The organism is Subtercola vilae (genome assembly GCF_004923255.1).
GTDB classification, from domain to species: domain Bacteria; phylum Actinomycetota; class Actinomycetes; order Actinomycetales; family Microbacteriaceae; genus Subtercola; species Subtercola vilae.
In genome coordinates this window covers 19,406-41,114 of sequence record NZ_QYRT01000034.1, presented here as the reverse complement: position 1 = coordinate 41,114, position 21,709 = coordinate 19,406, and the positions used below count along the sequence as shown (strand labels likewise).

The following is a 21,709-nucleotide window of genomic DNA, read 5'->3' as shown; positions in this document are numbered from 1 at the left end:
GGGCAGGGAGGGCAGGGCGGGAGCGCTCATGACGTGCTGGTGGATCTCGGTGGTGAGCTGGTGCACCTGCCGGGTGAGGTCGGCGATGGAGGTGAGCTCTTGGTCGGACTTAGCGAAGTCGTGGTCGGCCTTGGCCTGCTGAAAGGCGGCCTGCCTGTTCTGGGCGATCATGACGAAGGTCGACAGGAAGATGGCCTCGAGCGACACCACCAGGGTGAGCGTGGGCCACGGGCTCTGCTCGAAGACGAGCATCCAGAGCGCGAAGAGGGCGGCGTGCAGGTAGACGAACCTGATCGACCCGGCAAACGAGGTGATGCCGTCGGCAACCCTCAGCTGCACGCTGCCCGCGCGGCGGCGCGCTTCGGCCAACACGAGTGGGTGGTGTGGCTGGCCATCGCGCAGGATGCGGCGGGGCACGGTGGCGTGGCCGAGTGGCAGCGGCGACCGGGTGGGGGCGGGAGCCATCGCCGGAGCGGCTGGTGGCGCAGTGGCCGGCGCCGGCGCACTGGCCGGGCGAGGCGGATGAACGGGGGCAGACATGCGTCGAAGTTTAGGCAGCCCGACGCTGACGTTGGCCGATTATCTATGCATTCGAGCAATACTCACATCAGAGATTCAGCGTCAGCTGGAGGCCGCCGTGGCACCGATGACGCCGTGCAGCGCCGAGCGGAGGTGCTCGAGCTCCGGCACGGGCATGCTCAGCGCCTCAGCCACCCGCGGCGGAATGGTGAGCGCCTCGGTTCGGAGTGCGGCCCCGCGGGCGGTGAGGGTGAGGTCGAGCATCCGTTCATCTCTGGCACTTCGGGAGCGAGCGAGGTACCCGGCCGCCTCGAGGCGCTTCAGCAGTGGTGACAGGGTGGCGGGCTCGAGACTCAGCGCGTGACCGAGGCTCGTGACCGAACGTGGGCTCTGCTGCCAGAGCGCGAGCATCACGAGGTATTGGGGGTGAGTGAGGCCGAGCGGCTCGAGCAGCGGACGGTAGAGCGCGATGACATTGCGTGCGGCCACCGCGAGCGCGAAGCACACCTGATTCTCGAGCGCGAGCGGATCATCCGACATAGTTAGTACACTAACAGTATGCGCACGAAACGACCACGCAAGGTCACACTGAAAGAAGCCGGCGGCGTTGGCAACTGGCTGAATGCCCGGCTCTTTCCCTACCTGGGCCCACCCCCACTGGGCACGGTCGATCAGCGCGAGCCCGCCGAACGCGCGGCCGAGGCGCTCACCCGAGCCTGCCCGCTCTGCGGGGCGCCGATGTCAGAGCACGAGGTCGACCGCTCGGGTGAGCGTACGCAGCTGTACTGTCCCTGACGGCTGCCTGAAGAGATTTCGGCTGAGTAGGAATATCCAACTCAGACAGTGGTTGAGATGAACACGCCTCGGCGGCGACCGCACGAGCGGGAGCAGCCGGGCATCCGATCACTCGAGCACAGGAGTCAGCTATGTCAACCACCCTCAGCGGCGCAACCGTTCTTGTCACCGGAGCGAACGGCGGCCTCGGCGCCGAGTTCGTTCGCCAGGCGCTAGACCGCGGCGCGGCGAAGGTCTACGCGACCGCCCGCACGCCCCGCGAGTGGAGCGACCCGCGCGTCGTACCGCTGGCCCTCGACGTGACCTCTACGGCATCGATTGCCGCTGCGGTCGCCCAAGCGGCAGACACGAGCATCGTGGTGAACAATGCGGGCGTGCTGGGTGCCGGCGGCATTCTCGAGGGCACTCTGGATGACCTGCGAGCCGTCTTCGAGACGAATTTCTTCGGCGCGGTGGCGGTGGCGCGCGCGTTTGCACCGGTCGTGGGCGCGAACGGGGGCGGCGCCTACCTCGACGTACACTCCGTTCTCAGCTGGATCGGCCTCGCCGGCGGCTACAGCGCCTCGAAGGCGGCGTACTGGTCGGCCACGAACTCGCTGCGCCTCGAGCTCGCTCCGCAGGGCACTCAGGTGGTGGGGCTGCACCTCGGCTACACCGACACCCCGATGACGGCCGGCATCGACGCCCCAATGAACGACCCGGCCGACGTCGTGCGCGCGGCCTACGACGGGCTCGAGGCGGGCGAACTCGAGGTGCTCGCCGACCAGCTGAGCGCCGACGTCAAGAGCGGCCTCGCCGGCCCGATCGAGGCGCTGTACCCGCAGTTCGCGCGCGTCTGACCCGGGCCGGCATCGCCCGCTGTGCGCCGGGGCAGCGGGTCAACCGGCTGGAGACGAGACGGCCTCGAACCTGAGGCAGCTGGTGGCCGCTCGCACGCAGCGACAGCACGGCCCGCAGCACTGGCCTCAGGGCTCAGGCATCAGGCATCAGGCATCAGGCATCAGGCATCAGGCCTCAGGCCTCAGGCCTCAGGCATCAGCCGATGCGGCCGACCGTCACCGCGATCGACTCCACCGGTTCGCCCGCAGCGGCCAGCAGGTCGGCGATGACGTCGTAGACCCGGCGGCAGGCCTCGGTGGCCGAATCTGCCTCGTCGACTCCGATGGTGACCGAGACGACAAGCCCCCCGGGGCCGTCTGACACGCGAACGCTGTCGCGCGCGGAAACGGCTTCGGCCGTGATCGCTGAAACATCGATCGCCGACGCGTCGAGCACGGCCGCGCTCCGCGACACCGAACCCGCCACCCTTCCGCCTACCGAACCCGCCACCGCACCCACGACCGAGGCTGCCGCTGTGGCTGCGACGGTGGCTGCCACCGAGGCTGCCACCGAGGCCGCCGACACGACGGCGGGTGCACTTGCATACACGGCGGTCACCCCGGTAACGGTGCGCACGGCAGCGGTGAGGGTCGCCGAGAGGGAAGCCAGGTCATCCATCAGTCGTCCTCGTCTGTTCGAACCAGCAGAGCCTCGGGTGCGCGGGAGCGGTGCACGTCGTGCACGGTCACGTCGATCGAGGCGACGGTGAGCTCGGTGTGCTTCAACAGTTCGGCGTAGATCGCCTCGCGCACCCTCGCGGCCGCCGCCACGATGGGTTCGCCCCAGAAAACGCTCGCATCGACGAGAACGGTGATGGGTTCACCCGCGAGGGTGACGTCGCCGACAAGCCGTACCCGCCCGATGAGCAGCCCGCCCACGGTGTCGCCGGCCGCCCGGATGAGCCCGCGCACGGCCCCCTCGGTGAGCGTCAGCTTCGCCGCCGGCGACGGGTGCTGCACCGGAATGTCGCGCCCCGCCCGGGCTTCGAGCCCGATACGGTTCAGGATGCCCGACACCCAGGTATCGGTGGGCGCCGGCTCTGACAGCACATCGGTCTCCAGAAGCGTGCGCGACATCTCGCGCAGGCGCAGCATGGCCGACAGCGCTATCTGGCAGCCCGGAGAGTTCTCGATCGAGGGGTCGAGCGGCTGCCGCCCGGCGTCGAGGTAGTCGTTCAGCTGCTCGATGGTGTGGCCGTCGAGGTCGGCGGGTTCGAAGCCGTCGAGTACAGCATCCGGCGCCTCGAGGTCTACGGGCAGCACCGTGTCGACGGGCAGCACGGCGTCGGTGGGAACACCTCGGGCCTGCAGGGGTTCGTCGCTCATCGCCACTCCTCCATCTGCCGGATCAGGTTCTTGCGCGCACGAGCCAACAGGCCGCGAACAGTCGAGAGGGGCAGATCGAGCTCGCGGGCGATGTCGTCGTAACTGTACTCTGCGAGCTCTTTCAGCACCCAGCACTGTCGCTGCTGCTCCGGCATCGCGTTCAGCGCGGCCGAGAGCGCCGTCTCGCGCGAATGCACCTCCGCGACGTGGTGAGGGGAGGCGGTGTGGGGCGCGGCCTGCTCGTGGTCGTCGATGTCGAGGTGGAGTTTGCGCGCACGGATGCGGTCAATGCTCTTGCGGCTCACGATGCGCATCAACCAGCTCTTGACGACTCCGCCGTCGTTCAGGCTCGGAAGCTGCTGCCAGGCAGTGATGAACGCCTCCTGCACCACATCGTCGCTCTCGCTGTTCGAACCCAGAACTCGTGTGGCGTACGCGCGCATCAACGGCGAGTACCGCCGCACAATGACCTCGAACGCTCGAACGTCTCCGTCGGCCGCCCGGCCCGCGAGGGTGCGGTCGTCGGCCTCGTCGAGCACCGAAGCACGCGCCGGCGGGAGGCTGGCAGGGAGCCGGCTGCGAACATCCACCCTCGCTCCCCCACTTCGAAACTTCTGCACGCTCTGCGTGACGAATCTGACACTGGCTGCGTCTCAGTAGTGACTATCTCATAGCCGCCCTGCAAGGTGCAGGGGTTGATATAAGGAGAAAACTGATGGCAAGCACCACAGCAGCAAGCACCCCCACCACCGTCATTCCGAACTCTGAGACTGCGATCGGCAAGACCGTCATCAACGACAGCGTTGTTGCTAAGGTCGCCGGCATCGCCGCCCGCGAGGTGTCAGGCGTTCACGCTCTGGGTGGCGGCGCAGCTCGCGCCCTCGGCGCCATTCGCAACGTCATGAACAACACCGACCTCAGCCAGGGCATCAGCGTCGAGGTCGGCGAGACCCAGGTCGCCGTCGACGTGACCATCGTCGCCGAGTACCCGGTGCCGCTGCAGACGGTTGCCGACGGCGTGCGTTCGTCGATCATCCGAGCGATTGAAACCCTCGTCGGCATGGAGGTCACCGAGGTCAACGTGACCATCGACGACGTGTACATCGCCTCTGACGACGACACCACCGAGCCGGCCGAGGCGCGAGTTCAGTGAACCCCTCAGGCATCGGCTCGGCGACCCGCACCGGCATCGCGATCGGCGCGGTGCTCGCCCTCACCTGGATCCTCTTCGGCTTCTGGGCGTTCGTCTTCGTCGGCGTCGCCATGGCGATCGGCGCGCTGATCGGCCGCATCGTCGAAGGCAAGCTCGACCCGTCGGCCCTCGTCGGGGCCCTGCGCGGCAAGCGGTCATCGTCATGAGTTCGGTCGCAGCGGCGGGCCCCGGGGTGGGGTCGCTCAGCGTTCCCGCCCAGACCGACGCTGACGGCCGAACCCGCATCACCTCACGGGCACTGAACCGCGTGGTCACGGCGGTGGCCGCCGATGCTCTCGGCGTCGAGGTTCGAAGCGTGAGCGTCGACCTTGCTGACGAAGCGGGCCAGTTGGTGGTCACCGTCAGGTCGCCGCTTCGCGTGGTGTCGCTGACCAGGGTTCAGGATGACCTTTCTCTGGTCGCCCGCACCTCTGGCACCATCCTCGAGCGTGCCGCCGCCGCGCAGCAGCAGATCCGTCGCCAGGCCGCCGATCTCACGGGCTCAGAGATCGCCCGCGTGGTGATTCGGCTGACCGGGGTCGACATTCGCACAGAAAGGCGTGTCTCATGAGTGACACCGTCATGAAGCCCGCAGCGGCGGGCGGCAGCGCCGGCTCAGGGCGGCTCTACCGCCGGCTGCTGCGCCGCGAGACGCACTCACCGAAGTCGGGCCTGGCTATCGTTCTGGCCGTCATCGCCATTCTGATGCTCGTCTACGTGGGCACCGAATGCGTGTTGCGCCTGCTCGGCCAGCCGGCCCTGCTCGTCGCGCCCGCCCGGCTCGCGCAGGCGGTGATCGACGCCCCCACGTACCCAGCGGGCGCGCTGATCGCCGGCGGTATTGTTGCGGCCGTGATCGGTGTCGCACTCGTGATCGGCGCCTTCGGCGGCGGTCGTCGCGCCCGGCACACGCTGCCGGGGTCGCGCGCGGCAACGGTCGTCGACAACGAAGTGATCGCCTCGGCACTCGCCCGGCACGCGGCGAAAGCGGCACACGCCAGCGCCGACAACACCATGGTGTCGGTCTCGCACCGTACCGCTGTGGTTCGGTTGACGCCCACCTCGGGCCGGCCGGTCGACCGTGACGCCGTGGTTCGGGCGGTCGATGAACAGCTCGCCTCGTACGAGGTGAAGCCGGGCATCCGGTCGCGCGTCATCATCAGGGAGCACGGGAAGGTCGGCGCATGAACTCCACCAATCGAGGGGCGAACCGCGCGGTCATCCTGATCGCCGGGCTCGTACTGCTCGTCGCGGGGGCCGCCGCTGTCGCCGTGGGCGCTGTGCCGCAGTTTCGTGACGGCTGGCAGCAGCGCGCACCCGAGGTGCAGAAGACCGTGACGGGCTGGCTCTACCAGACCCCGCTCGGCGATTCCGGGCACAGCTGGCTCTGGATCGTCGCCGCCGCCGTGGCACTCGTCGTCTCGGTTCTGCTGCTGGTGTTCATCCTGCGCCAGGGCCGCGGGCACACGCGTGCACTTCTGAGCGACGCCCCGACCGACGACGGTCGCACCATTGTCGAAGCGTCGGTGGCCGAACAGCTGCTGGCCGACGGTCTGAGCGGGCGCCCCGAGCTGGTTTCATCGCACGTGTCGACCTACTCGGTCAGGGGCACGTCGGTGCTCAAAGTGTCGGTGTCGTGCCGGCGCGGTGTCTCACCCCGGGAGGCGGGTCGGATGGTCGAGCAACTGCTGCTCGCCCTCGACGCGCTGCTCGGGTCAGAGGTTCCCGCGGTCGTACAGATCAGCGGGGGCTTCAGGGTTCGAACCGCCGGATCGACGCGGCTGCAGTAATTCCGCATCGTTTCACCCCCCACACCCCACAAAAGATCCCCCACAAAAGAAAGGAAGAACTCATCATGAGCGCTTCAGACAAGATTGAGAACGCCGCGCAAGATCTCAAAGGCAAGGCAAAAGAGGCTCTCGGCAACGTCACCAATGACGACTCGAAGGTCGCCGAGGGCAAGGCCGACCAGGCTGCTGCCAGCGCGAAGAAGGCCGGCGAGAACGTGAAAGACGTCTTCAAGAGCTAGATCGATCGCGACGCCCGTCGCGCCTCCCACGATGATCTGTCGGTCGGCTTCGCAGTGTGCGAGGCTGGGGCCGTGTCAGACGATCAGCTGGGCGGCGCGGCGGGCGTTGTCGTCGTTGCGCGGCCGTTTCGGCCCAACCCATTCGAGCTCGTGCTCTGGGTGATGGCCCCGGTGCTCATCGCGGTGTCGATCGCGGGGGTCTTCACCTCGGCGGCCGCCCAGTACGAGGTCAGCCAGCGGGTCACCTGTAGCCCGAACGGTGGATGCGATGTGCCGGCCAACTTCGTTCTTCGCCAGATTCTTGGCACGTTCGCCCCCGAGACGTTCGCCGTGGGGTTGCTCTGCATTGTCGTTGCCTTGGCGTTGCGGGCGTTCGACAGGAACGCCCGGCGGCGTGCGGCCGAGGCCGACAGCAACGCCGCCCGCTCAGGCGGAGGCGCGCCAACCGCCCGCCCCAGCCGCAGGCCCATCGACCCCGACCTTTTCAAGCGGCCGCCCGGGTAGCTCCTGGCCCGCGGTCGCCGGACCCTGCCGCTGCTGGCTGCCGCTCGGTGGCGGGGTCTGAGGAGGGATGGAACGGAAACGTCCTCTACGGGCTCGGCTTTCTTGGGTGAGTTGGCTTTCAGTTGCGGCGTAGGCGAAGTTTCCATGGCATGAGAATGGATTCGAATTGCACGGCGAAATTCATTTTCGATGTGCCGTTGCTTCGTTCTTCGAACCGGATCGGGTATTCCGCCACGGAGAGTCCGTGTCGGATTGTGCGGTAGTTCATCTCGACTTGGAAGGAGTAGCCGTTGCTGCGAATCGAAGACACGTCTATTTTGCGAAGGGTTGCTGAGTCCCAGACTTTGTACCCGGCTGTGGCATCTTTGATCCCGAGACGGAGTACGGCGTTCACGTACCAGTTCGCGCCTGCGGAGAGCGTCTTGCGAGACCATGCCCATGCCGCGTCGACGGATCCCCCTGGCACGTAACGTGATCCAATCACCAAGGCGGCATCTGATCCTTGTAGCTGGGCAATCATCGCCGGGATGACCTCCGGGGGGTGCGAGAGATCGGCGTCCATTTGGATCACTATGTCGGCGCCCGCCTCGAGCGCCCGTGTGATGCCGGCAACGTAGGCGCGTCCCAGTCCGTCTTTGGTGGTGCGATGCAGGACCGATACGAATCGGTCAGGCTCCGCTGCGTACTCGTCGGCGAGTTGGCCCGTGCCATCCGGTGAGTTGTCATCGACGACGAGTACCTCAAGACCCGCGACGTCTAGTGCCTTCAGGCGGCTGATGAGGTTGGGGAGGTTTTCGCGTTCGTTGAACGTTGGCACGACCACGACCACTCGCTGCTGCACGTTCGCCATACATAACCCCTATTTACCTCTGAGACGTCGAAACCCGACCGGATCGGACTCCGCAGCGAGCCTAGTGGAGCGTCCTCAGCTCTCAGAATTGGCCGCGCTGAGTGAACCGCTGGGGGCGTCACGAGGGGGATGGCGCGGGAGATGGGTGCAGACGCTAATCTGGGCGAATATCCCCAGATTCGTGGAGGCCCAACCCATGCCCGATGTCAAGATCTCTGCCCGACCCTCCAGGATCGTTGCGGGGAGGTACACGGCGGACGATGGGCTGTTCGGGCCCGACAGCATCACGTGGAAGTTGCATGCGCAGCCGAGCATGGCGTTTGTAGGCATTCTCGCTGCGACCACCCAGATGCTGCACCCTCGCGTGATGCGGATGATCGACCAGGCGTCATCGTTCCGCACCCATCCCGAGTCGCGGGGGTATCAGACCTGGCTGTACACCATGACGATCACTTATGGCGATGTGGCGGCAGCGAACCGGGCGGCCGCGACGCTTCGGCGCATCCACCAACACGTGAAAGCGATTGACCCAGATACCGGGCGAGAGTACAACGCCGAAGAACCCGATCTGCTCATCTGGGTTCAAAACTCGCTGACCTATTCGGCGATCACCGTCTTCAGCCGGTACGTACCCGACCTGATGACCGACGCCAACCGCGACCAGTATGTCGACGAGCAGCGCACCGCGGGTGAGCTGATCGGCATGAACCGCGACGACCTGCCAAAGACCTACGCCGAGCTGCAGGCCTACATCGACTCGGCGCTGCCGAGGCTCGCCACTATTCCCGAAGCACTCTGGTTCCGCGACGCGATGACCTCCCGCACAGTCGCGGGCGCGGCGAAGCAGAAACTGCCTGATTATCTGTTGGGCCGAATCATCAAAGACGAAGCCCTCGGAATGATGGTCACGTCTCACCGCGAGCTCTTCGGTATCTCGTTCCCGGTTTGGCGGCGGGTAGCCGCACGCGTGGGAGCGTCGTTGCTGCTGAAGGCGGCCGCCTCGAAGGCGCCGGTAGGACCGACGATCTCGAAGCTGCGCGAACAGGTCGACACCGAAGCCTTCGGTTCTCCGCGGCACTCTCGCGTGCCCGGCGGCCACTGATTGGCCCGGCTGCTCGACTGCACGCGACGAAGAAGTCTGGGCGGCTTGTGAATTCGGTGCCCGGTCTGGGCCGACTTCTGCGCTGGTGGTTGAGGTTCGCACGGGTGCCTGTTGTGGAGCAGCGGCCTCAAGCTCGCTTTCACCGTGCGATGGGCCCCCTCCCCTGCCCAGCGATCCGCGCAGACTGTGGTCAGCCGGTGGGGGGGCTTAGACCGAGGCGTGGGTAGAGGGCGCCGTATCCGGTCTGCAGTCCGAGTTGTAGCGCCGGGCCGTCATGGCCGGCGTTGGGAATCTCTGTGTAGCTGGATTTCCAGCTGGCTTTGACAGCCGCGTTGAAAACGGTTTGGACGCCGGTTTTGATCTCGCTGTCGTCACTGCCAGCCGTGAACACGGCGAAGGTGTCTGGGTAGGCCTTTTTCGCCATAATGTTCACTGGCCAGGTTGACTCGTACGTTGCCTTATTGCCGCCGAAGTATTTCCGGACTGCCCCGTCATCGCCGTATGCGGGATATTGGTCTCCAGAGATGTCGACGACGTTGCCGAAGGTTTCTGGGTACTTCGCGGCGAAGTAGGTGGCGCATTCTCCGCCATTAGAGAATCCGACGAAGCTCCAGTCTTTCGGGTCGTCGAGGACGTTGAAGTGCGACCGAACGTATGGCACAACATCTTTCATGATGTATGTCTCGGCTTTGTCGCTTGTCACGTCCAGGCAGAGCGGGTCTTTGCTCGGGTCGCCGAGCTGGTCCGGGTTGATCACGATCGGCGCGAGGCCGCCATTTTTGGCGGCCATACCGTTCAGAATCGCTGCGGTCGCGGTCAAGTCGGGGCTGCCAGGGGATCCCATCAGCTGGATTACGACAGGCAGCCTTGGGGCATTCGGTACCAGTGCGGCAGGTGGCAGGTACGCCAGCGCTGGCCGAGCGACGAAACCAGAATTTGCATTCGGAATGCTGAGAGAGCCCAAACTCCCTGCGGCAGGCATGTCCGCCGGAGGCGACCAGGTCTCATACAGCGGCGCGGACACCGGAATCGGGCCAGATGCGGCTGGGGTTGTTGGCGTGGGCAGCATTGGGCTTGTCGCGGGGAGGGCGAGGGGTTGGGCGGTGCTGATATCGATGAGTGCGCCGAGGGTCGTCAGGAGCCCGATGCTGGCGTTCACGCCGAGGACACCCGTCACGGCGAACACGACAATTGCTATGCCAGCGATCGTTCGCCTCCACCACCGTGCTCGCCACACGCTCACCAGCGCCAAACCGATCGCCGCGAACGTGAAAACGATCACCAGGACCGAGGTCGTGGACAAGCCGACGTTGAAAATGTCCCACACGTTTATGGTGAGCAACACGGTGATCAGCGCGATCAGGGCGCCGCTGAGAATCCCTGTCAGAGCGACCAATACCCATTTTCGTGTCGGTCGACGTGCCAGCAGGAAGATCACGAGGGCGATGCTCAGAGCGACTACCGCATGAATCGACGCGCCGTCAATGATGTTGAGGTTGAGAATGGTGTCGGTCACCGAACCTCCGAGCTGAAACGAAAAGGTACGCGTCTACCGTACCGATTCCAAACCCACGCTTACTGACAACCAGCCCGACGGTGGTAGCTCACATCGACGACACGGTTTCGGCCTTTGACGGTGATTTGGACTGAGACGGGATCGGCGCTGGTTCTAAGCCAAGCCCATCTCGAGGACGAGTCTTCGCCGTATCCGACTGCTCCTGAACGGAGGCTACCCTCACGCGAAACTCCTGACCAGTGCGACGAGAACCTGCCCATCGGGGACCTGCTGCGGAAGGGGTCCACGATCAACACGACCTCGTGGGATGGACCGAGGCGGAAACGTGGCTCCGCTTGCGCCGCAGCTCACTCTTGTCGAACTTCGAACCGCCAAGACCCTGAGCAGACGTCTTCGTTCCGTTACTACTACTGCTCAGACCCCGTGGTCCTTGGCCGCGGTCAGCGAGCCAGAGTGGCCGCGAGTTGCGCGCGCAGCTCGCGGCGCACGGAGTCGGCCATGAAGCCGGCCCGCACACTCGTCTCGGCCAGGTCGGCGAGGGCCGCGGCGTCGAAGCCGAGCTGGTCGCTCAGAACGCGGTGCTCATGGCTGAGGGTCGACCCGGTCTGGCGTGGGTTGTCGTCGCCGAGCACCAACGCCACCCCGGCCGCCCGAAACGCGGGTGCCGGATGCCCGGCGATGGCGCCGATCGCCCCGGTGTACCAGTTCGATGTGGGGCACACCTCCACGACGATGCCGTCACCCGCGATGCGTTTGAGCGCTTCGGGGTCGTCGATGAGGTGGGCTCCGTGCCCGATGCGGGTGGCGCCGAGCAGGGTGACCGCCTCGAGCGCCGCCGATGCCGGGCCCGCCTCTGCCGCGTGGCAGGTCACCCCGAGGCCGGCCGCGCGGGCGATGCCGAAGGCCCCGACGAACGGCTCGAGGGCAGCGAATCGCAGCTCGTCGCCGGCGAGATCGAACCCCACGACTCCGGCACCGGCGAAACGGGCAGCCGAGCGCGCGACGGCCTCGTTGAGCTCGGAATCGTGCAACCTCAGGGCTGCCACAACGACGCCGGCGGGCATCCCGGAGGCATCGGAGCCCTGCCGGGCACCCTCACACACCGCGGCGATGACCTCGTCGAGACCGAAGTTCTCGGTGGTGTGCGTGGCCGGGCCGAAGCGCAGTTCGAGGTAGCTCTGGCCGTCGGCCGCGGCGTCTTCGACGGCCTCGCGCGTGATGCGGGTGAGCGATTCGCGGTCGGAGAAGAGCGGGTAGGTCGAAGCGACCTTCTCGAGGTAGATGGTGAGGTTCGATGGGGCGTCGAGCTGCAGGGCATCCACCCAGCCGCCGGCCGGCTGCGAAAGGCCGAGCTTCTCGGTGAGTGCACCGGCGGTCGCGGGGCGAACGTTGCCCTCGAGGTGGGTGTGCAGGTTCACGAGCATCAGCGGGCGCCTTCGGTTGCGGGTGGGTGTGCGGGTGGGCCCGCGGGTGGGTTCGCGACAGCGGCGGCCGAGCGCGGCCCGGGGCGGGCACGAAGGTGGATGCGCTGGCCCTGCTTGCTGAAGATCATCAGCACGTTGACGTCGGTAGGGCCGGCCGCCGACATCCAGTGCGGGGTTCGGGTGTCGAATTCGGCGGCCTCCCCGGCGCCCATCACGAGGTCGTGCTCGCCGAGCACCAGGCGCAACTCACCGTCGAGCACGTACAACCACTCGTAGCCGTCGTGCGTCCGGGGGTCTGCGACCAGTGGATGCCCGCCCGCCTCCAGCGCCGGCATCGTGACCTTCACCGTCTGAACCGGTGCCGATTCGGGCGAGAGCGGCACGTAGACCATTCCGTTCGCGCGCCGCTCAGCACCGTGGATGCGCGGATCAGGCGCCGCCCGTGGCACAAGATCGTCGAGCTCGAGTCTCAGGGCCCGGGCGATGGGCACCACCAGTTCGAGATTCGGCGCACGTTTGCCCGACTCGAGCCGTGACAGGGTGCTCGCCGAGATGTCTGTGGCCACCGAGAGCTCGTCGAGCGTGAGCCCGCGTTTCTGCCGCCAGCTCTTCAGCCGCGGCCCGAGGTCAGCGAGCGAGGAATCGACCACAGCGACCTTCTCTCTCGTGCCTGAACGCGAATCACCAATGCTGCCAGCATAGCCGCAGCCGGTTGGTAAAAGTTGCCACTTCGGCACAGCGGCTTGCCAATCAGTGCGATTTGCAGCGACGCTTGACCCATGATCGAGAACAGCTATGAAGATGCCGCAACGACCGAATCCCGCGAGATCGACCACTCCCAGCCATGGGAGGTGGTGATCGTCGGGGGCGGTGCCGCCGGGCTCAGTGCCGCCCTCATCCTGGCGCGGGCCCGGCGCCGCGTGCTGGTGCTCGACGGAGGCGAACCCCGCAACCGGTTCGCGCCGCACCTGCACGGCATGATCAGTCGCGACGGATACTCGCCGCTGCAGCTCGTCGAAGACGGCCGCCGCGAGGTTCGCGCGGCCGATGGTGTCATCGAGACGGCACACGTCGTGTCGGTGCGGCGGCTCACGCCCGCCGAGAGCGCTGACGCAGACGCGCGCGCCACCCCAACTCCAACCACAACCAACGTCACGGGCGGAGCCACCGCCGCAAATCTGGGCACGGCAACACGCGCAGGCGCAGCCGCGCTGACCGGCATAGCCCCGGCACGGTTCGAGCTCACGACAGAGTCGGGCGCGAGCATCCGGGCCGGCCGCATCATTGTGGCGACGGGCATTCGCGACGAGCTGCCGCCCATCGAGGGGCTCGCCGAACACTGGGGGCGCGGGGTGGTCGCCTGCCCGTATTGCGACGGATTCGAGGCGCGCGGCCGTGCCATCGGCGTGCTCGCGGGGTCGGTGCCGGCGCTGCACAAGGCGCATCTGCTGCGGGCCTATTCTGACGATGTGACCGTTTTCACTGCCCTCGCCGGGCCCGTTCCCACCGACGACCTGCGTGCTCTCGCCGCGCGCGGCATCGCCGTCGACGACCGTCCGATAGCCCGCATCGTCAGCACCGATGGCCGCCTCACCGGGGTCGCCCTCGATGACGGCACCATCGTCGCCCGCGACGTGATGTTCGTCGACGGTCGGATGATCGCCCTCGACGCCCTGCTGACCCAGCTCGGTGCCCAGCAGAGCGACACCATGGCCGGGCCGTGGACAACGGTCGACGCCACCTTCAAGACCACCGTCGACGGGGTGTGGGCCATCGGCAACTCGGCGAGCCCTTTCGCTCTTGTGCCGATCGCGGCCGCGTCTGGAGTCGTGGCGGCCGCCACGATCAACGCCGAACTCGTGCAAGAAGATGTCGCCCGCGCCCTCGCCGCCTGGCAGGTGGCAGCGTGAGCGCCCACGAGCCGCGCGGCCATGTCGAGCACGATCCGCCTGCCGGGAACGCCGGGCCGCCCAGACCTGGGCCGCACGATCACGACGGCCAGCACCCCGCACCGCGCCCGTTCGTGCCGAACGAGGCGCACGGCAACGACGCAGAAGCCGTCTGGGAGGAGCTCTACCGCGAGCGCGGAAAGGCCTGGAGCGGCCGCGTCAACGCCGCCCTGGCCCGGGAAGCCGCGGCCCTCGAACCAGGTTCGGCGCTCGACCTCGGCAGCGGCGAGGGCGGCGACGCCATTTGGCTCGCACAGCGCGGCTGGTCGGTGACGGCCGTCGACGTGGCACCCACCGCACTGGCCCGGGGCGCGGCCGATGCCGACGCTGCGGGGGTCTCCGAACGCATCCGGTGGGTGCACTCAGACCTCGCGACCTGGCAGCCCGCTGAGACGTTCGACCTGGTCACCTCGCACTTTCTGCATTCGCCCATCGAGTTTCCGCGCGAGGCCGTACTTCGGCGCGCGGCGGCCGCGGTCGCCACCGGCGGCCTGCTGCTCATCGTCGGTCACGCCGCCTTTCCCTCGGGCCACGAACACGACACCCTCGCGCTGCCGTCGCCCGACGAGGTGCTGCAGTCACTTGCGCTGCCGCCCGGCGACTGGATGATCGTCACCAAGGCCCCCGTCGAACGCCCCGGCTCCGGCCGGCCCGGGGAGCCCGCCACCCTCGTCGACAGCGTGCTCAGCCTGCGCCGCCTCTGACCGAGCCGCCCCCGCCGGCGGGCGACGAAGTGGGGCAACTCGATAGGAAGAGTGGAGTGGGCAGGGCAGGGGGGAAGGGAGGGGAGGGGAGCGCTAAGCGCGACCCTTCAGAATGAGGTTCCAGTAGACCCACGGCAAGACGTAGCGGTCGGCGACCCAGGTGAGGCGGCGCTCCTTCGCGAGGCCCCTCCAGAAGGGAATCGTGGGCTTGGGCTGGTAGCGGTCGTCGAACTCGGCAAAGACCACGCTCGAGCGCGAGACCGTGAACGGGCACACCGAGTAGCCGTTGTAACGCTCGGGCAGGGGCTTGCCCGCGAGCGCCGCCGCGAGATTCTTGGCCAGCACGAGCGTCTGCTGGCGGAGTGCGCCGCCCGACTTCGAGTTGGTGGTGGCCGCCGCATCGCCCAGCGACCAGACATTCGGGTAGCGCGGGTGCCGCAGGGTCAGCGGGTCGACATCGACGAAACCCGTTGCGTCACCGTCGTTGCCGTCGTTGCCGTCGTTGCCCGCCTCGGCGGCCAGCCCCGTCGAGGCGATCCAGTCTGGTGCCGACTGCGGAGGCACGGCGTGCAACACGTCGTACGAGAGCGACCGCCGCGAGACGCCGCCGGAGCCTGAGTACGCGCCCACACCGGCGATGACGAGGGTCTTGGCCTGGGCATCCACTTCGACCAGTTCGCTGCTGTACTGCACCTCGATGCCGTACTCGGCGACCTTACGTTCGAGCTCGCGGTCGATCATCGGCATGCCGAAAAGCGTGGGCGACGAGACCACGAGCACCACGCGGATGTCGGCGAGCACCCCCTGCTCGCGCCAGTAGTCGCACGCCAGGTACATGGGTTTCTGCGCCGCACCCGCGCACGTCGCGGGGCCGGCCGGCTGGGTGAAGACGACTGTTCCGCTTCGGGTGCTGCTCAGCACCTGCCACGCTTTTGGCGCGTACTCGAGTTCGTAGTTCGACACACCTTGCGGCGTTGCCATGGCGTCTGCCAGGCCGGGCACGGCATTCCAATTCTTCTGGATGCCCGGGCACACCACCAGCTGCCCATTCGTCACCCTCGCGCCCGACTCGAGCATCACCGTATTCGTATCGGGGGCGATCGTCTCGACCCTGTCTCTGATCCACCCGACGCCCCGCGGAATGACCGACGCCTGTCGCCGCACCGCCATGCCGGGCGCGGCGGTTCCACCGGCGATGTGCGAGAACATGGGTTGGTAAAGGTGGTTCTCGCGAGGCTCGATCACCGTGACATCCGAGACGCCGTACCGGCGCAGCCGACCGGCCACCGAGAGGCCGGCGTTGCCGCCGCCGATGACGACGACGTTGTGGTGGGCGCTCTGTGGTGCGGGCATGCTCGTCGCCCTCCGTTCCGGAGGCGATGCCCCGCACTCGAGGTTACCCGGGGCGACAGATACCCGAAAGCGGTTGCGCGCTCCCTCGGATGTGAATACAAGCGGCGCGCGCCGACGCAGCACAATGGAGGCATGACCCGCGTCTGCTTCCAGCTCTCTGTCTCTCCCGAACACCTCGATGAGTACCGTCGCCGGCACGCGGCCGTGTGGCCGGCGATGCTCCGCGAGATCGAGGCGTCGGGCCGGCGCAACTACTCGCTGTTCCTCCGACCCGATGGGCTGCTGATCGGGTACTACGAGACCGACTCGGTCGAGGCGAGCGACGCCTACCTCGAGGCGTCGGCCGCGGCCGCCGAGTGGGAGGCCCACATGGGCGACCTGTTCGACGGCCTCGACGGGCGCGCCGACCAGGCGGCCACCCCGCTCGAGGAGGTCTTCAACCTGGGCGACCAGCTGGCGGCGCTCGGCGAGTAGCTGGCCGGCACCCTGCACGACCGCTCGCGCACACCGGTTCGCTCAGCGACCGCCTTCGAGCTTGCGCGCGCGCTGCTGCTGCCCACCCGGCCCGTACGGGTAGTCGTCGAGCTGCGGTTCGCTGGCGACGGTGAGCCGAAGCAGTTCGTCGGGAGTGAGGTCGAGATCGGTTGCACCGAGGTTGTCGTTCAGCTGTTCGAGGGTGCGGGCACCCAGGATGATCGAGGTCACGGCCGGGCGCGACGCCAACCACGCGAGCGACACCTGCGACGCCGACGCCGAGTGGATGCGCGCGATGTCGGTGACAGCATCCAGAACCTGCCAGGTGACAGAGTTCGAATTGCGCTTCTGCCAGGCCTCGAACCCGCGCTCGGGGTTGTCGCCGAGGCGCGTGCTGCCGGCAGGGGCCTGGTCGCGCACATACTTGCCGCTCAGCCAGCCGCCGCCGAGGGGCGACCACGGGAGCAGCCCGATGCCTGCGTCGAGCGCCGCCGGAACGATCTCGTGCTCGATGTCGCGCACGAGCAGGCTGTACTGCGGCTGCAGGGTGACGGGGGCCGCGAAGCCCTGCGCCCGCGCGACGTGCGCCGCTTTCGTCAGCTGCCAGCCGAGGTAGTTCGAGAAACCGTAGTAGCCGATCTTGCCGGCCGTGACCGCGTCGTCGAGAAACCGCAGGGTCTCCTCGATGGGCGTGAAGGCATCCCAGGCGTGCATCTGGTAGAGGTCGATGTGGTCGACGCCGAGCCTGCTCAAAGACGCGTCGAGCGCGGTGCGCAGGTGCCGGCGGGAGAGACCGAGGTCGTTCGGGCCGTCGCCCATCGGAAAGCGGCCCTTCGTGGCCAGAACCACTTGCGCGGCCTCGGTCGGATGCGCGGCGAGCCACCGCCCGATGATCTCCTCTGAGACGCCCGCGCTGTACACGTCGGCCGTGTCGACGAAGGTGCCGCCGGCTGCAACGTAGGCGTCAAGGATGGCGTGGGAGGTCTGCTCGTCGGCTTCGGCGCCGAAGGTCATGGTTCCGAGGGCGAGCTCGGAGACGGCGGCGCCTGACGCGCCGAGGGTGCGGTACTGCATGAAATCGTGCCTTTCGGTTGAGGCGAAGATCGCGTTCACCGGTCTTCGGGAGCACCTTCGACGCTACACCCGGGGGTTCGGCCGCCGCAGCACTTGCGCGGGCTCCCGCCCTCGCCCTCAAGTCGATTCAGGTGGGCCGCGGCGAGGGGCGAGGGCGGCGACGGCAGAGGCAGAGGCAGAGGCAGCCTACTCGCAGCCCCAGCCGTCTCCGTTGCCGTCGAGTTTGTAGATGTCGGTGCCGATGACGTGCACGGGACCCTTGACGTACGCCGGCCCATTGCCGCTGCCTCCGGCGCAGTCGACATCGCTGGCGATCGGCACACAGGCGTGGTCGTAGTTCGGGTCGCAGCCCGACGTGTCGGCAGCAGGCGCCAGCGCAGCGGGCGCAGCGGGCGCAGGCTCCGGCGCAGCAGCGGGCGTCGGCTGCCTGGTTCCCTTCGAGGTCGTCTCGTCGATCGGGGGCGTTGTCACCGCGCTGCCGACCTGCGCGCGTGACGTCTCGACGCCGTCGGTCATCGTCACGTCGTACGTGGCCGCTGACTCCCCGTTCTGCCCCGCTCGCGTGATCGCGCTCGACCCGGCATCACGCGACGGGTCGTCGACCGTTGTCTTGGCGAACGGAATCGTCGTCTTCACCGTGACCGTCGAGTGCGTGACAACCGGGGTGTGCGTCGGAGCCGGGGTGGGGGTCTGCAGCGCAGCCGCACTCGGTGATGCCGGGGCGCCCGCCCGGGCATCCGGAGCCGACGCATCGGATGGCCCACCAGCCGGCGTCGTCACCGACGCATCGGCTGAGGTGAGCGACGGATGGGAGGCCTGCGACACTCCGACCGACACCGCGACGACGACCGCAGTTGTGGTGAGCAGCAGCACGGCGCCCCCAGCGATCAGTGCGCCGATGAACAGGCGAGCCCCCACCGGCATACGTCTGGCCGTCGAATTCTGCTTCTGCACTTTCAACCCCCGTTGCGATGCCTCAACTGTAGGCACGCGTCCGCGCGCTGAACAGAGATTCGAGCCGATGTGCCCCGCTTTGGGGGTACCCGAACCGCGCTCAGCGCGCGCGAACCAACGCGGTCGGCGCGGCGACTGCGAGCGACCCGATCGGCCCCGACGGCACTCCCGTCTCGGGGTCGAGCTCGAACGCGGTCACGTCACTCGATCGCTCGTGGGCCACCAGCAGCAGCCGGCCCAGAACGGCATGGTGGCGGGGCCAGTCACCGCCGCTGTCGGTGTCGGCTACCGGATGCACGGCTCCCGCCTCGTCGATTCGCAGCGTGCTGACGAGGTTCGATCCGCGCACCCCCACGTACGCGAACCGCGCATCGCCCGACAGCGCGATTTCGGCCGCGGAGTCGCCCGCCCGTGCGCCCCCGTTCGTGGCCGGGCCGACGCTGGCGATGCCGTACCCGCCGCCCGACGTTGGCGCCGCGCCCACACGCACCACGACCACCTCGATCGAGTACTCGGTCACCACCAGCACCGACCCGTTCGGATGCAAGGCCATATGGCGCGGGCCGCTTCCGAATGGAAGCTCCACTTCGTGGTCGAGCACCAACCCGCGTGCGACACCGGTTTCGGGCGTGGTCACGGGCACATAGTTCCAGACGCGCAGCAGGTCGAACCCGAGGTCTGTGGTCATGATGCGTCCGTCGGGCAGCATCAGCGACGCATGCGCGCGGCTCACGCGCGGCGGCAGCGTTTGGGGCAACCCCGCCTCGGCGAGCGCGACAGCGGCGGCGCGGGCGGTGGCGGCGTGCGGATCCACCGCTGGAGCACCCTCGAACCGCGACCCGATCGACCCGTCAGCTCCGAGCTCGTACAACAGCACGCGGCCGTCGCCCCAGCACGTGACCGTGAGGTACCGGGCATCCGGAGCCACCGCCACATGACACACCGCTGCCCCCGCCGGCCACGGCTCGCCGAACGGTTCGAGCGTCGGTGACGCGGCGTTCGGCTGCCGGTACGCGGCCACCGTCTCGGCGGCTTCGGCTACGGCGTACACGACAGGCAGCTCCGGATGCACGGCCACGAACGAGGGCGACGATGCCGCTGCTCCCACTCCCGCCCACGCGACTTGCCCGTCGGCCGACACCGTCAGCGCGCCGACCCCCACCCCGTCGCGCCCCGCATCGGCGGTGTAACTGCCCACCCACAGCGCGGTGGATACGGATGCGGCGTCTGCTGTCGTCATTCCCCAATCTAACCAGCAGGAACATTCTTGGGCACAAATGGAACCTTTCGCCGGGCTGTGCACACTATGAGGTATGGGGACAGAAATATTTGACGAACCAGCAGCGTGGGAGCTGGCTCGAGACGGTGACGCCGAAGCCTTCGCGCAATTCTTCGACGCTCATCACGGCCGCGTGTTCGGGCAGGCTCTTCGACTCATCCGCAATGCGCACGATGCAGAAGAAGTGACGGCCGTCGTCTTTCTCGAGGCTTGGCGCAGACGCGCCGCTGTTCGCATCGTCAACGGAAGCATCATCGGGTGGTTGCTCGTGACGACCAACAACGTGTCGCACAATCTCAGACGCAGTCGGCACCGTTACCGAGCGGCCATCGATCACCTCTCGCATTCTGTAGCCGAAGAGGGGCCCTTCGCCGAACTCGACGAACGGCTCGACAGAGTGGGCCGCGATGCGACGGTGCGGTCGATTTTCTCTCAGCTCACTCGAAATGACCAGAACGTCATGACGCTCTGCGTGATCGAAGAACTTTCACTCGCGGATGCAGCAGCCGCTCTGGGTGTACCCCTGGGAACCGTCAAATCCCGGCTGTCCCGCGCAAAACAGAGGCTGGCCCGGCTTACGGCCGAAGCATTCGACGAGAACACGACCACATCGGGAGGTGTGAAATGAGTAAAGATGATCGATTCGACCCCCAGCGCAGATCTGAGATTCGGCAACTGCTCATCGAGACCGTGAATGCAACACCGAGGCGCCGACGAAACCGGCACATCATTCTCACGGTAGCGGTCATCGTCGTTGCCGGGCTGACAGCAACGGGTACCGCTGCGGTCGCTCTCAACGGCGCTGCGCTCTTCGGCCAGCCTGCGCCGGTGACAGCTGCACCGGCCGCGACCGTCACGCCCCCGCCCACGCCGCACACACCGCAGCCGACCGCAGCCCCGACGACAACCGCTCCCGTTGACACGAAGCCCCACATCTCGACGCCGACAACCCGCTTCACTGCACCGAGCTGGGGCGCCGGTGTGACGACCAAACTGACCGGGCTCAGCGCAGATTCGGCGTATTCACTCTCGATCGACTCGAGATATCGTGGCGAATCAAAGATTCCCGGTGGATACTTTTCGCAGTTCAGTACTGCCGTCGTCTTCACCACAGATGACGCTGGAAATGCGACCGTGACGTGGACTCCCGACGTCTTTCCCCGAAACTTCACCGACAGTGGGGAGAGTGGCTATCTTCTGGGCAGCTACATCCGAGTCGACGAAGGGAGTTCACCTCGGAACGACAACTCGACATCGGGAATCATCGTTCCCATAGCCGTGAGTGATCAATTGTCGCTGTCCTTTCTTCCAATCGACGACGTGCAGGTGAAGCCAGCCGCCTGCGTCGAGCCCGATCAGCTGATCGGTGATGGATCGGGCCTCGCCGTCACAATCACCGGACTGCTGCCGAACGAGTACGTGATGGTCAGCGGGCAGCAGACCAATAGCCTGGGACTCTACTACTTTCTCGACATGGGCTATGCCGACGACTCGGGTCGTATCACTCTGTTCGCGCGCAACACGTCACCCGACACCACCATCCCAACGTCGGCGTCAATCGAACCCGCTCAGTGGCGCCTGATCTGGTCAGGCAACTATCGGGTCACACCGACTGCCGCTCACCCCGACGGGTCGCTCCCGCTGACGGTCGGCAACTGCTGAGGAGCGATGCGAGTCAGCCGGACTGACGCGCACCGAGACAATCGACTTTCCCCAGATCGTCGGCGCGGAGGGAGCCGCCCGACGATCTGGGGAAAGTCGGCGAAGACCGTGGCTACGGGCTACGG

Annotated in this window: 28 protein-coding genes; 15 read left to right on the top strand and 13 right to left on the bottom strand. The window is 67.2% G+C overall.

Annotated elements, in window-relative coordinates:
• Both D4765_RS14725 and D4765_RS14720 read right to left on the bottom strand, forming a co-directional pair.
• A partial coding sequence (locus D4765_RS14725) for a DUF1003 domain-containing protein (RefSeq protein ID WP_237280461.1) occupies positions 1–540 on the bottom strand: 540 nt, incomplete at its 3' end.
• Positions 541–621: 81 nt separating this feature from the next.
• Complete coding sequence (locus tag D4765_RS14720; RefSeq protein ID WP_136643054.1) at positions 622–1,059, bottom strand: MarR family winged helix-turn-helix transcriptional regulator; 438 nt, start codon at positions 1,057–1,059, stop codon at positions 622–624.
• 18 nt (positions 1,060–1,077) lie between these two features.
• Between D4765_RS14720 and D4765_RS14715 the strand changes: the two genes are divergently transcribed.
• Positions 1,078–1,314, top strand: coding sequence for a hypothetical protein (locus tag D4765_RS14715; RefSeq protein WP_136643053.1), 237 nt, complete (start codon positions 1,078–1,080; stop codon positions 1,312–1,314).
• A 131-nt stretch (positions 1,315–1,445) separates the two neighbouring features.
• Entirely contained in the window at positions 1,446–2,153 is a 708-nt protein-coding gene (locus tag D4765_RS14710) for an SDR family oxidoreductase (RefSeq protein WP_136643052.1), read from the top strand.
• A 196-nt stretch (positions 2,154–2,349) separates the two neighbouring features.
• Here the strand turns inward: D4765_RS14710 and D4765_RS14705 are convergent, their stop codons facing one another.
• Genes D4765_RS14705 through D4765_RS14695 form a run of 3 tightly spaced genes read right to left on the bottom strand, consistent with a single transcriptional unit; the run spans position 2,350 to position 4,108 of the window.
• The gene (locus D4765_RS14705) at positions 2,350–2,811 is read right to left on the bottom strand and encodes a hypothetical protein (RefSeq protein WP_136643051.1); all 462 of its coding nucleotides are present in this window, start codon (positions 2,809–2,811) and stop codon (positions 2,350–2,352) included.
• Positions 2,811–3,518, bottom strand: coding sequence for a hypothetical protein (locus D4765_RS14700; protein ID WP_237280460.1), 708 nt, complete (start codon positions 3,516–3,518; stop codon positions 2,811–2,813). Before D4765_RS14700 ends, D4765_RS14705 begins: the two co-directional genes overlap by 1 nt.
• On the bottom strand, positions 3,515–4,108 hold the full coding sequence (locus D4765_RS14695) for an RNA polymerase sigma factor (protein WP_136643050.1): 594 nt from the start codon (positions 4,106–4,108) through the stop codon (positions 3,515–3,517). The genes D4765_RS14700 and D4765_RS14695 overlap by 4 nt, the downstream gene beginning before the upstream one ends.
• 125 nt (positions 4,109–4,233) lie before the next feature.
• Here D4765_RS14695 and D4765_RS14690 point away from each other — a divergent pair, with 125 nt between their 5' ends.
• From D4765_RS14690 to D4765_RS14660, 7 genes are all read left to right on the top strand, one after another.
• Positions 4,234–4,671 carry an Asp23/Gls24 family envelope stress response protein gene (locus D4765_RS14690; protein WP_136643049.1) on the top strand — a complete coding sequence of 146 codons (438 nt, stop codon included), beginning with the start codon at positions 4,234–4,236 and terminating at the stop codon, positions 4,669–4,671.
• Positions 4,668–4,877, top strand: coding sequence for a DUF2273 domain-containing protein (locus D4765_RS14685; RefSeq protein ID WP_237280459.1), 210 nt, complete (start codon positions 4,668–4,670; stop codon positions 4,875–4,877). Before D4765_RS14690 ends, D4765_RS14685 begins: the two co-directional genes overlap by 4 nt.
• Positions 4,874–5,281: a hypothetical protein gene (locus D4765_RS14680; RefSeq protein WP_237280458.1), complete on the top strand. Its 408-nt coding sequence runs from the start codon at positions 4,874–4,876 to the stop codon at positions 5,279–5,281. Before D4765_RS14685 ends, D4765_RS14680 begins: the two co-directional genes overlap by 4 nt.
• A complete protein-coding gene (locus D4765_RS14675) occupies positions 5,278–5,898 on the top strand; it encodes a hypothetical protein (protein WP_136643048.1) in 621 nt (206 codons plus the stop codon). The genes D4765_RS14680 and D4765_RS14675 overlap by 4 nt, the downstream gene beginning before the upstream one ends.
• Positions 5,895–6,500 (top strand): hypothetical protein, encoded by a 606-nt coding sequence (locus tag D4765_RS14670; RefSeq protein ID WP_136643047.1) that lies wholly within the window; start codon positions 5,895–5,897, stop codon positions 6,498–6,500. The genes D4765_RS14675 and D4765_RS14670 overlap by 4 nt, the downstream gene beginning before the upstream one ends.
• Before the next feature lie 65 nt (positions 6,501–6,565).
• Entirely contained in the window at positions 6,566–6,739 is a 174-nt protein-coding gene (locus D4765_RS14665) for a CsbD family protein (RefSeq protein WP_136643046.1), read from the top strand.
• Between the two features lie 72 nt (positions 6,740–6,811).
• A complete protein-coding gene (locus tag D4765_RS14660) occupies positions 6,812–7,243 on the top strand; it encodes a hypothetical protein (protein WP_136643045.1) in 432 nt (143 codons plus the stop codon).
• Positions 7,244–7,361: 118 nt separating this feature from the next.
• Here D4765_RS14660 and D4765_RS14655 read toward each other — a convergent pair whose 3' ends face one another.
• Positions 7,362–8,093, bottom strand: coding sequence for a polyprenol monophosphomannose synthase (locus tag D4765_RS14655; RefSeq protein WP_136643044.1), 732 nt, complete (start codon positions 8,091–8,093; stop codon positions 7,362–7,364).
• 196 nt (positions 8,094–8,289) lie between these two features.
• Here D4765_RS14655 and D4765_RS14650 point away from each other — a divergent pair, with 196 nt between their 5' ends.
• Positions 8,290–9,195, top strand: a complete 906-nt coding sequence (locus D4765_RS14650; RefSeq protein WP_161580454.1) for an oxygenase MpaB family protein — start codon at positions 8,290–8,292, stop codon at positions 9,193–9,195.
• A 190-nt stretch (positions 9,196–9,385) separates the two neighbouring features.
• Here the strand turns inward: D4765_RS14650 and D4765_RS14645 are convergent, their stop codons facing one another.
• The 3 genes from D4765_RS14645 to D4765_RS14635 form a co-directional block, all read right to left on the bottom strand.
• Entirely contained in the window at positions 9,386–10,711 is a 1,326-nt protein-coding gene (locus D4765_RS14645; protein ID WP_136643042.1) for an alpha/beta hydrolase, read from the bottom strand.
• Positions 10,712–11,151: 440 nt separating this feature from the next.
• Positions 11,152–12,135 carry an adenosine deaminase gene (add, locus tag D4765_RS14640; RefSeq protein ID WP_136643041.1) on the bottom strand — a complete coding sequence of 328 codons (984 nt, stop codon included), beginning with the start codon at positions 12,133–12,135 and terminating at the stop codon, positions 11,152–11,154.
• Positions 12,135–12,785, bottom strand: coding sequence for a helix-turn-helix domain-containing protein (locus D4765_RS14635; protein ID WP_201799329.1), 651 nt, complete (start codon positions 12,783–12,785; stop codon positions 12,135–12,137). The genes add and D4765_RS14635 overlap by 1 nt, the downstream gene beginning before the upstream one ends.
• 129 nt (positions 12,786–12,914) lie before the next feature.
• Here D4765_RS14635 and D4765_RS14630 point away from each other — a divergent pair, with 129 nt between their 5' ends.
• Positions 12,915–14,045 (top strand): NAD(P)/FAD-dependent oxidoreductase, encoded by a 1,131-nt coding sequence (locus D4765_RS14630; protein ID WP_136643040.1) that lies wholly within the window; start codon positions 12,915–12,917, stop codon positions 14,043–14,045.
• Complete coding sequence (locus tag D4765_RS14625) at positions 14,042–14,788, top strand: class I SAM-dependent methyltransferase (RefSeq protein WP_237280457.1); 747 nt, start codon at positions 14,042–14,044, stop codon at positions 14,786–14,788. The genes D4765_RS14630 and D4765_RS14625 overlap by 4 nt, the downstream gene beginning before the upstream one ends.
• Positions 14,789–14,881: 93 nt before the next feature.
• Here the strand turns inward: D4765_RS14625 and D4765_RS14620 are convergent, their stop codons facing one another.
• Complete coding sequence (locus tag D4765_RS14620; protein ID WP_136643039.1) at positions 14,882–16,141, bottom strand: NAD(P)/FAD-dependent oxidoreductase; 1,260 nt, start codon at positions 16,139–16,141, stop codon at positions 14,882–14,884.
• Between the two features lie 132 nt (positions 16,142–16,273).
• On the opposite strand from D4765_RS14620, the gene D4765_RS14615 reads away from it, so the two are divergent.
• On the top strand, positions 16,274–16,615 hold the full coding sequence (locus tag D4765_RS14615; RefSeq protein WP_136643038.1) for an L-rhamnose mutarotase: 342 nt from the start codon (positions 16,274–16,276) through the stop codon (positions 16,613–16,615).
• A gap of 42 nt (positions 16,616–16,657) precedes the next feature.
• On the opposite strand, the gene D4765_RS14610 is transcribed toward D4765_RS14615, so the two are convergent.
• The 3 genes from D4765_RS14610 to D4765_RS14600 all read right to left on the bottom strand — a co-directional run bounded on the left by D4765_RS14610 (position 16,658) and on the right by D4765_RS14600 (position 19,883).
• Entirely contained in the window at positions 16,658–17,689 is a 1,032-nt protein-coding gene (locus D4765_RS14610; RefSeq protein WP_136643037.1) for an aldo/keto reductase, read from the bottom strand.
• A gap of 186 nt (positions 17,690–17,875) precedes the next feature.
• Complete coding sequence (locus D4765_RS14605; RefSeq protein WP_237280456.1) at positions 17,876–18,643, bottom strand: G5 domain-containing protein; 768 nt, start codon at positions 18,641–18,643, stop codon at positions 17,876–17,878.
• A gap of 100 nt (positions 18,644–18,743) precedes the next feature.
• The gene (locus D4765_RS14600) at positions 18,744–19,883 is read right to left on the bottom strand and encodes a lactonase family protein (RefSeq protein ID WP_201799328.1); all 1,140 of its coding nucleotides are present in this window, start codon (positions 19,881–19,883) and stop codon (positions 18,744–18,746) included.
• Between the two features lie 73 nt (positions 19,884–19,956).
• Between D4765_RS14600 and D4765_RS14595 the strand changes: the two genes are divergently transcribed.
• A complete protein-coding gene (locus D4765_RS14595) occupies positions 19,957–20,550 on the top strand; it encodes an RNA polymerase sigma factor (protein WP_136643036.1) in 594 nt (197 codons plus the stop codon).
• Positions 20,547–21,584 (top strand): hypothetical protein, encoded by a 1,038-nt coding sequence (locus D4765_RS14590; protein WP_136643035.1) that lies wholly within the window; start codon positions 20,547–20,549, stop codon positions 21,582–21,584. Before D4765_RS14595 ends, D4765_RS14590 begins: the two co-directional genes overlap by 4 nt.
• The last annotated feature ends 125 nt before the right edge of the window (positions 21,585–21,709 follow it).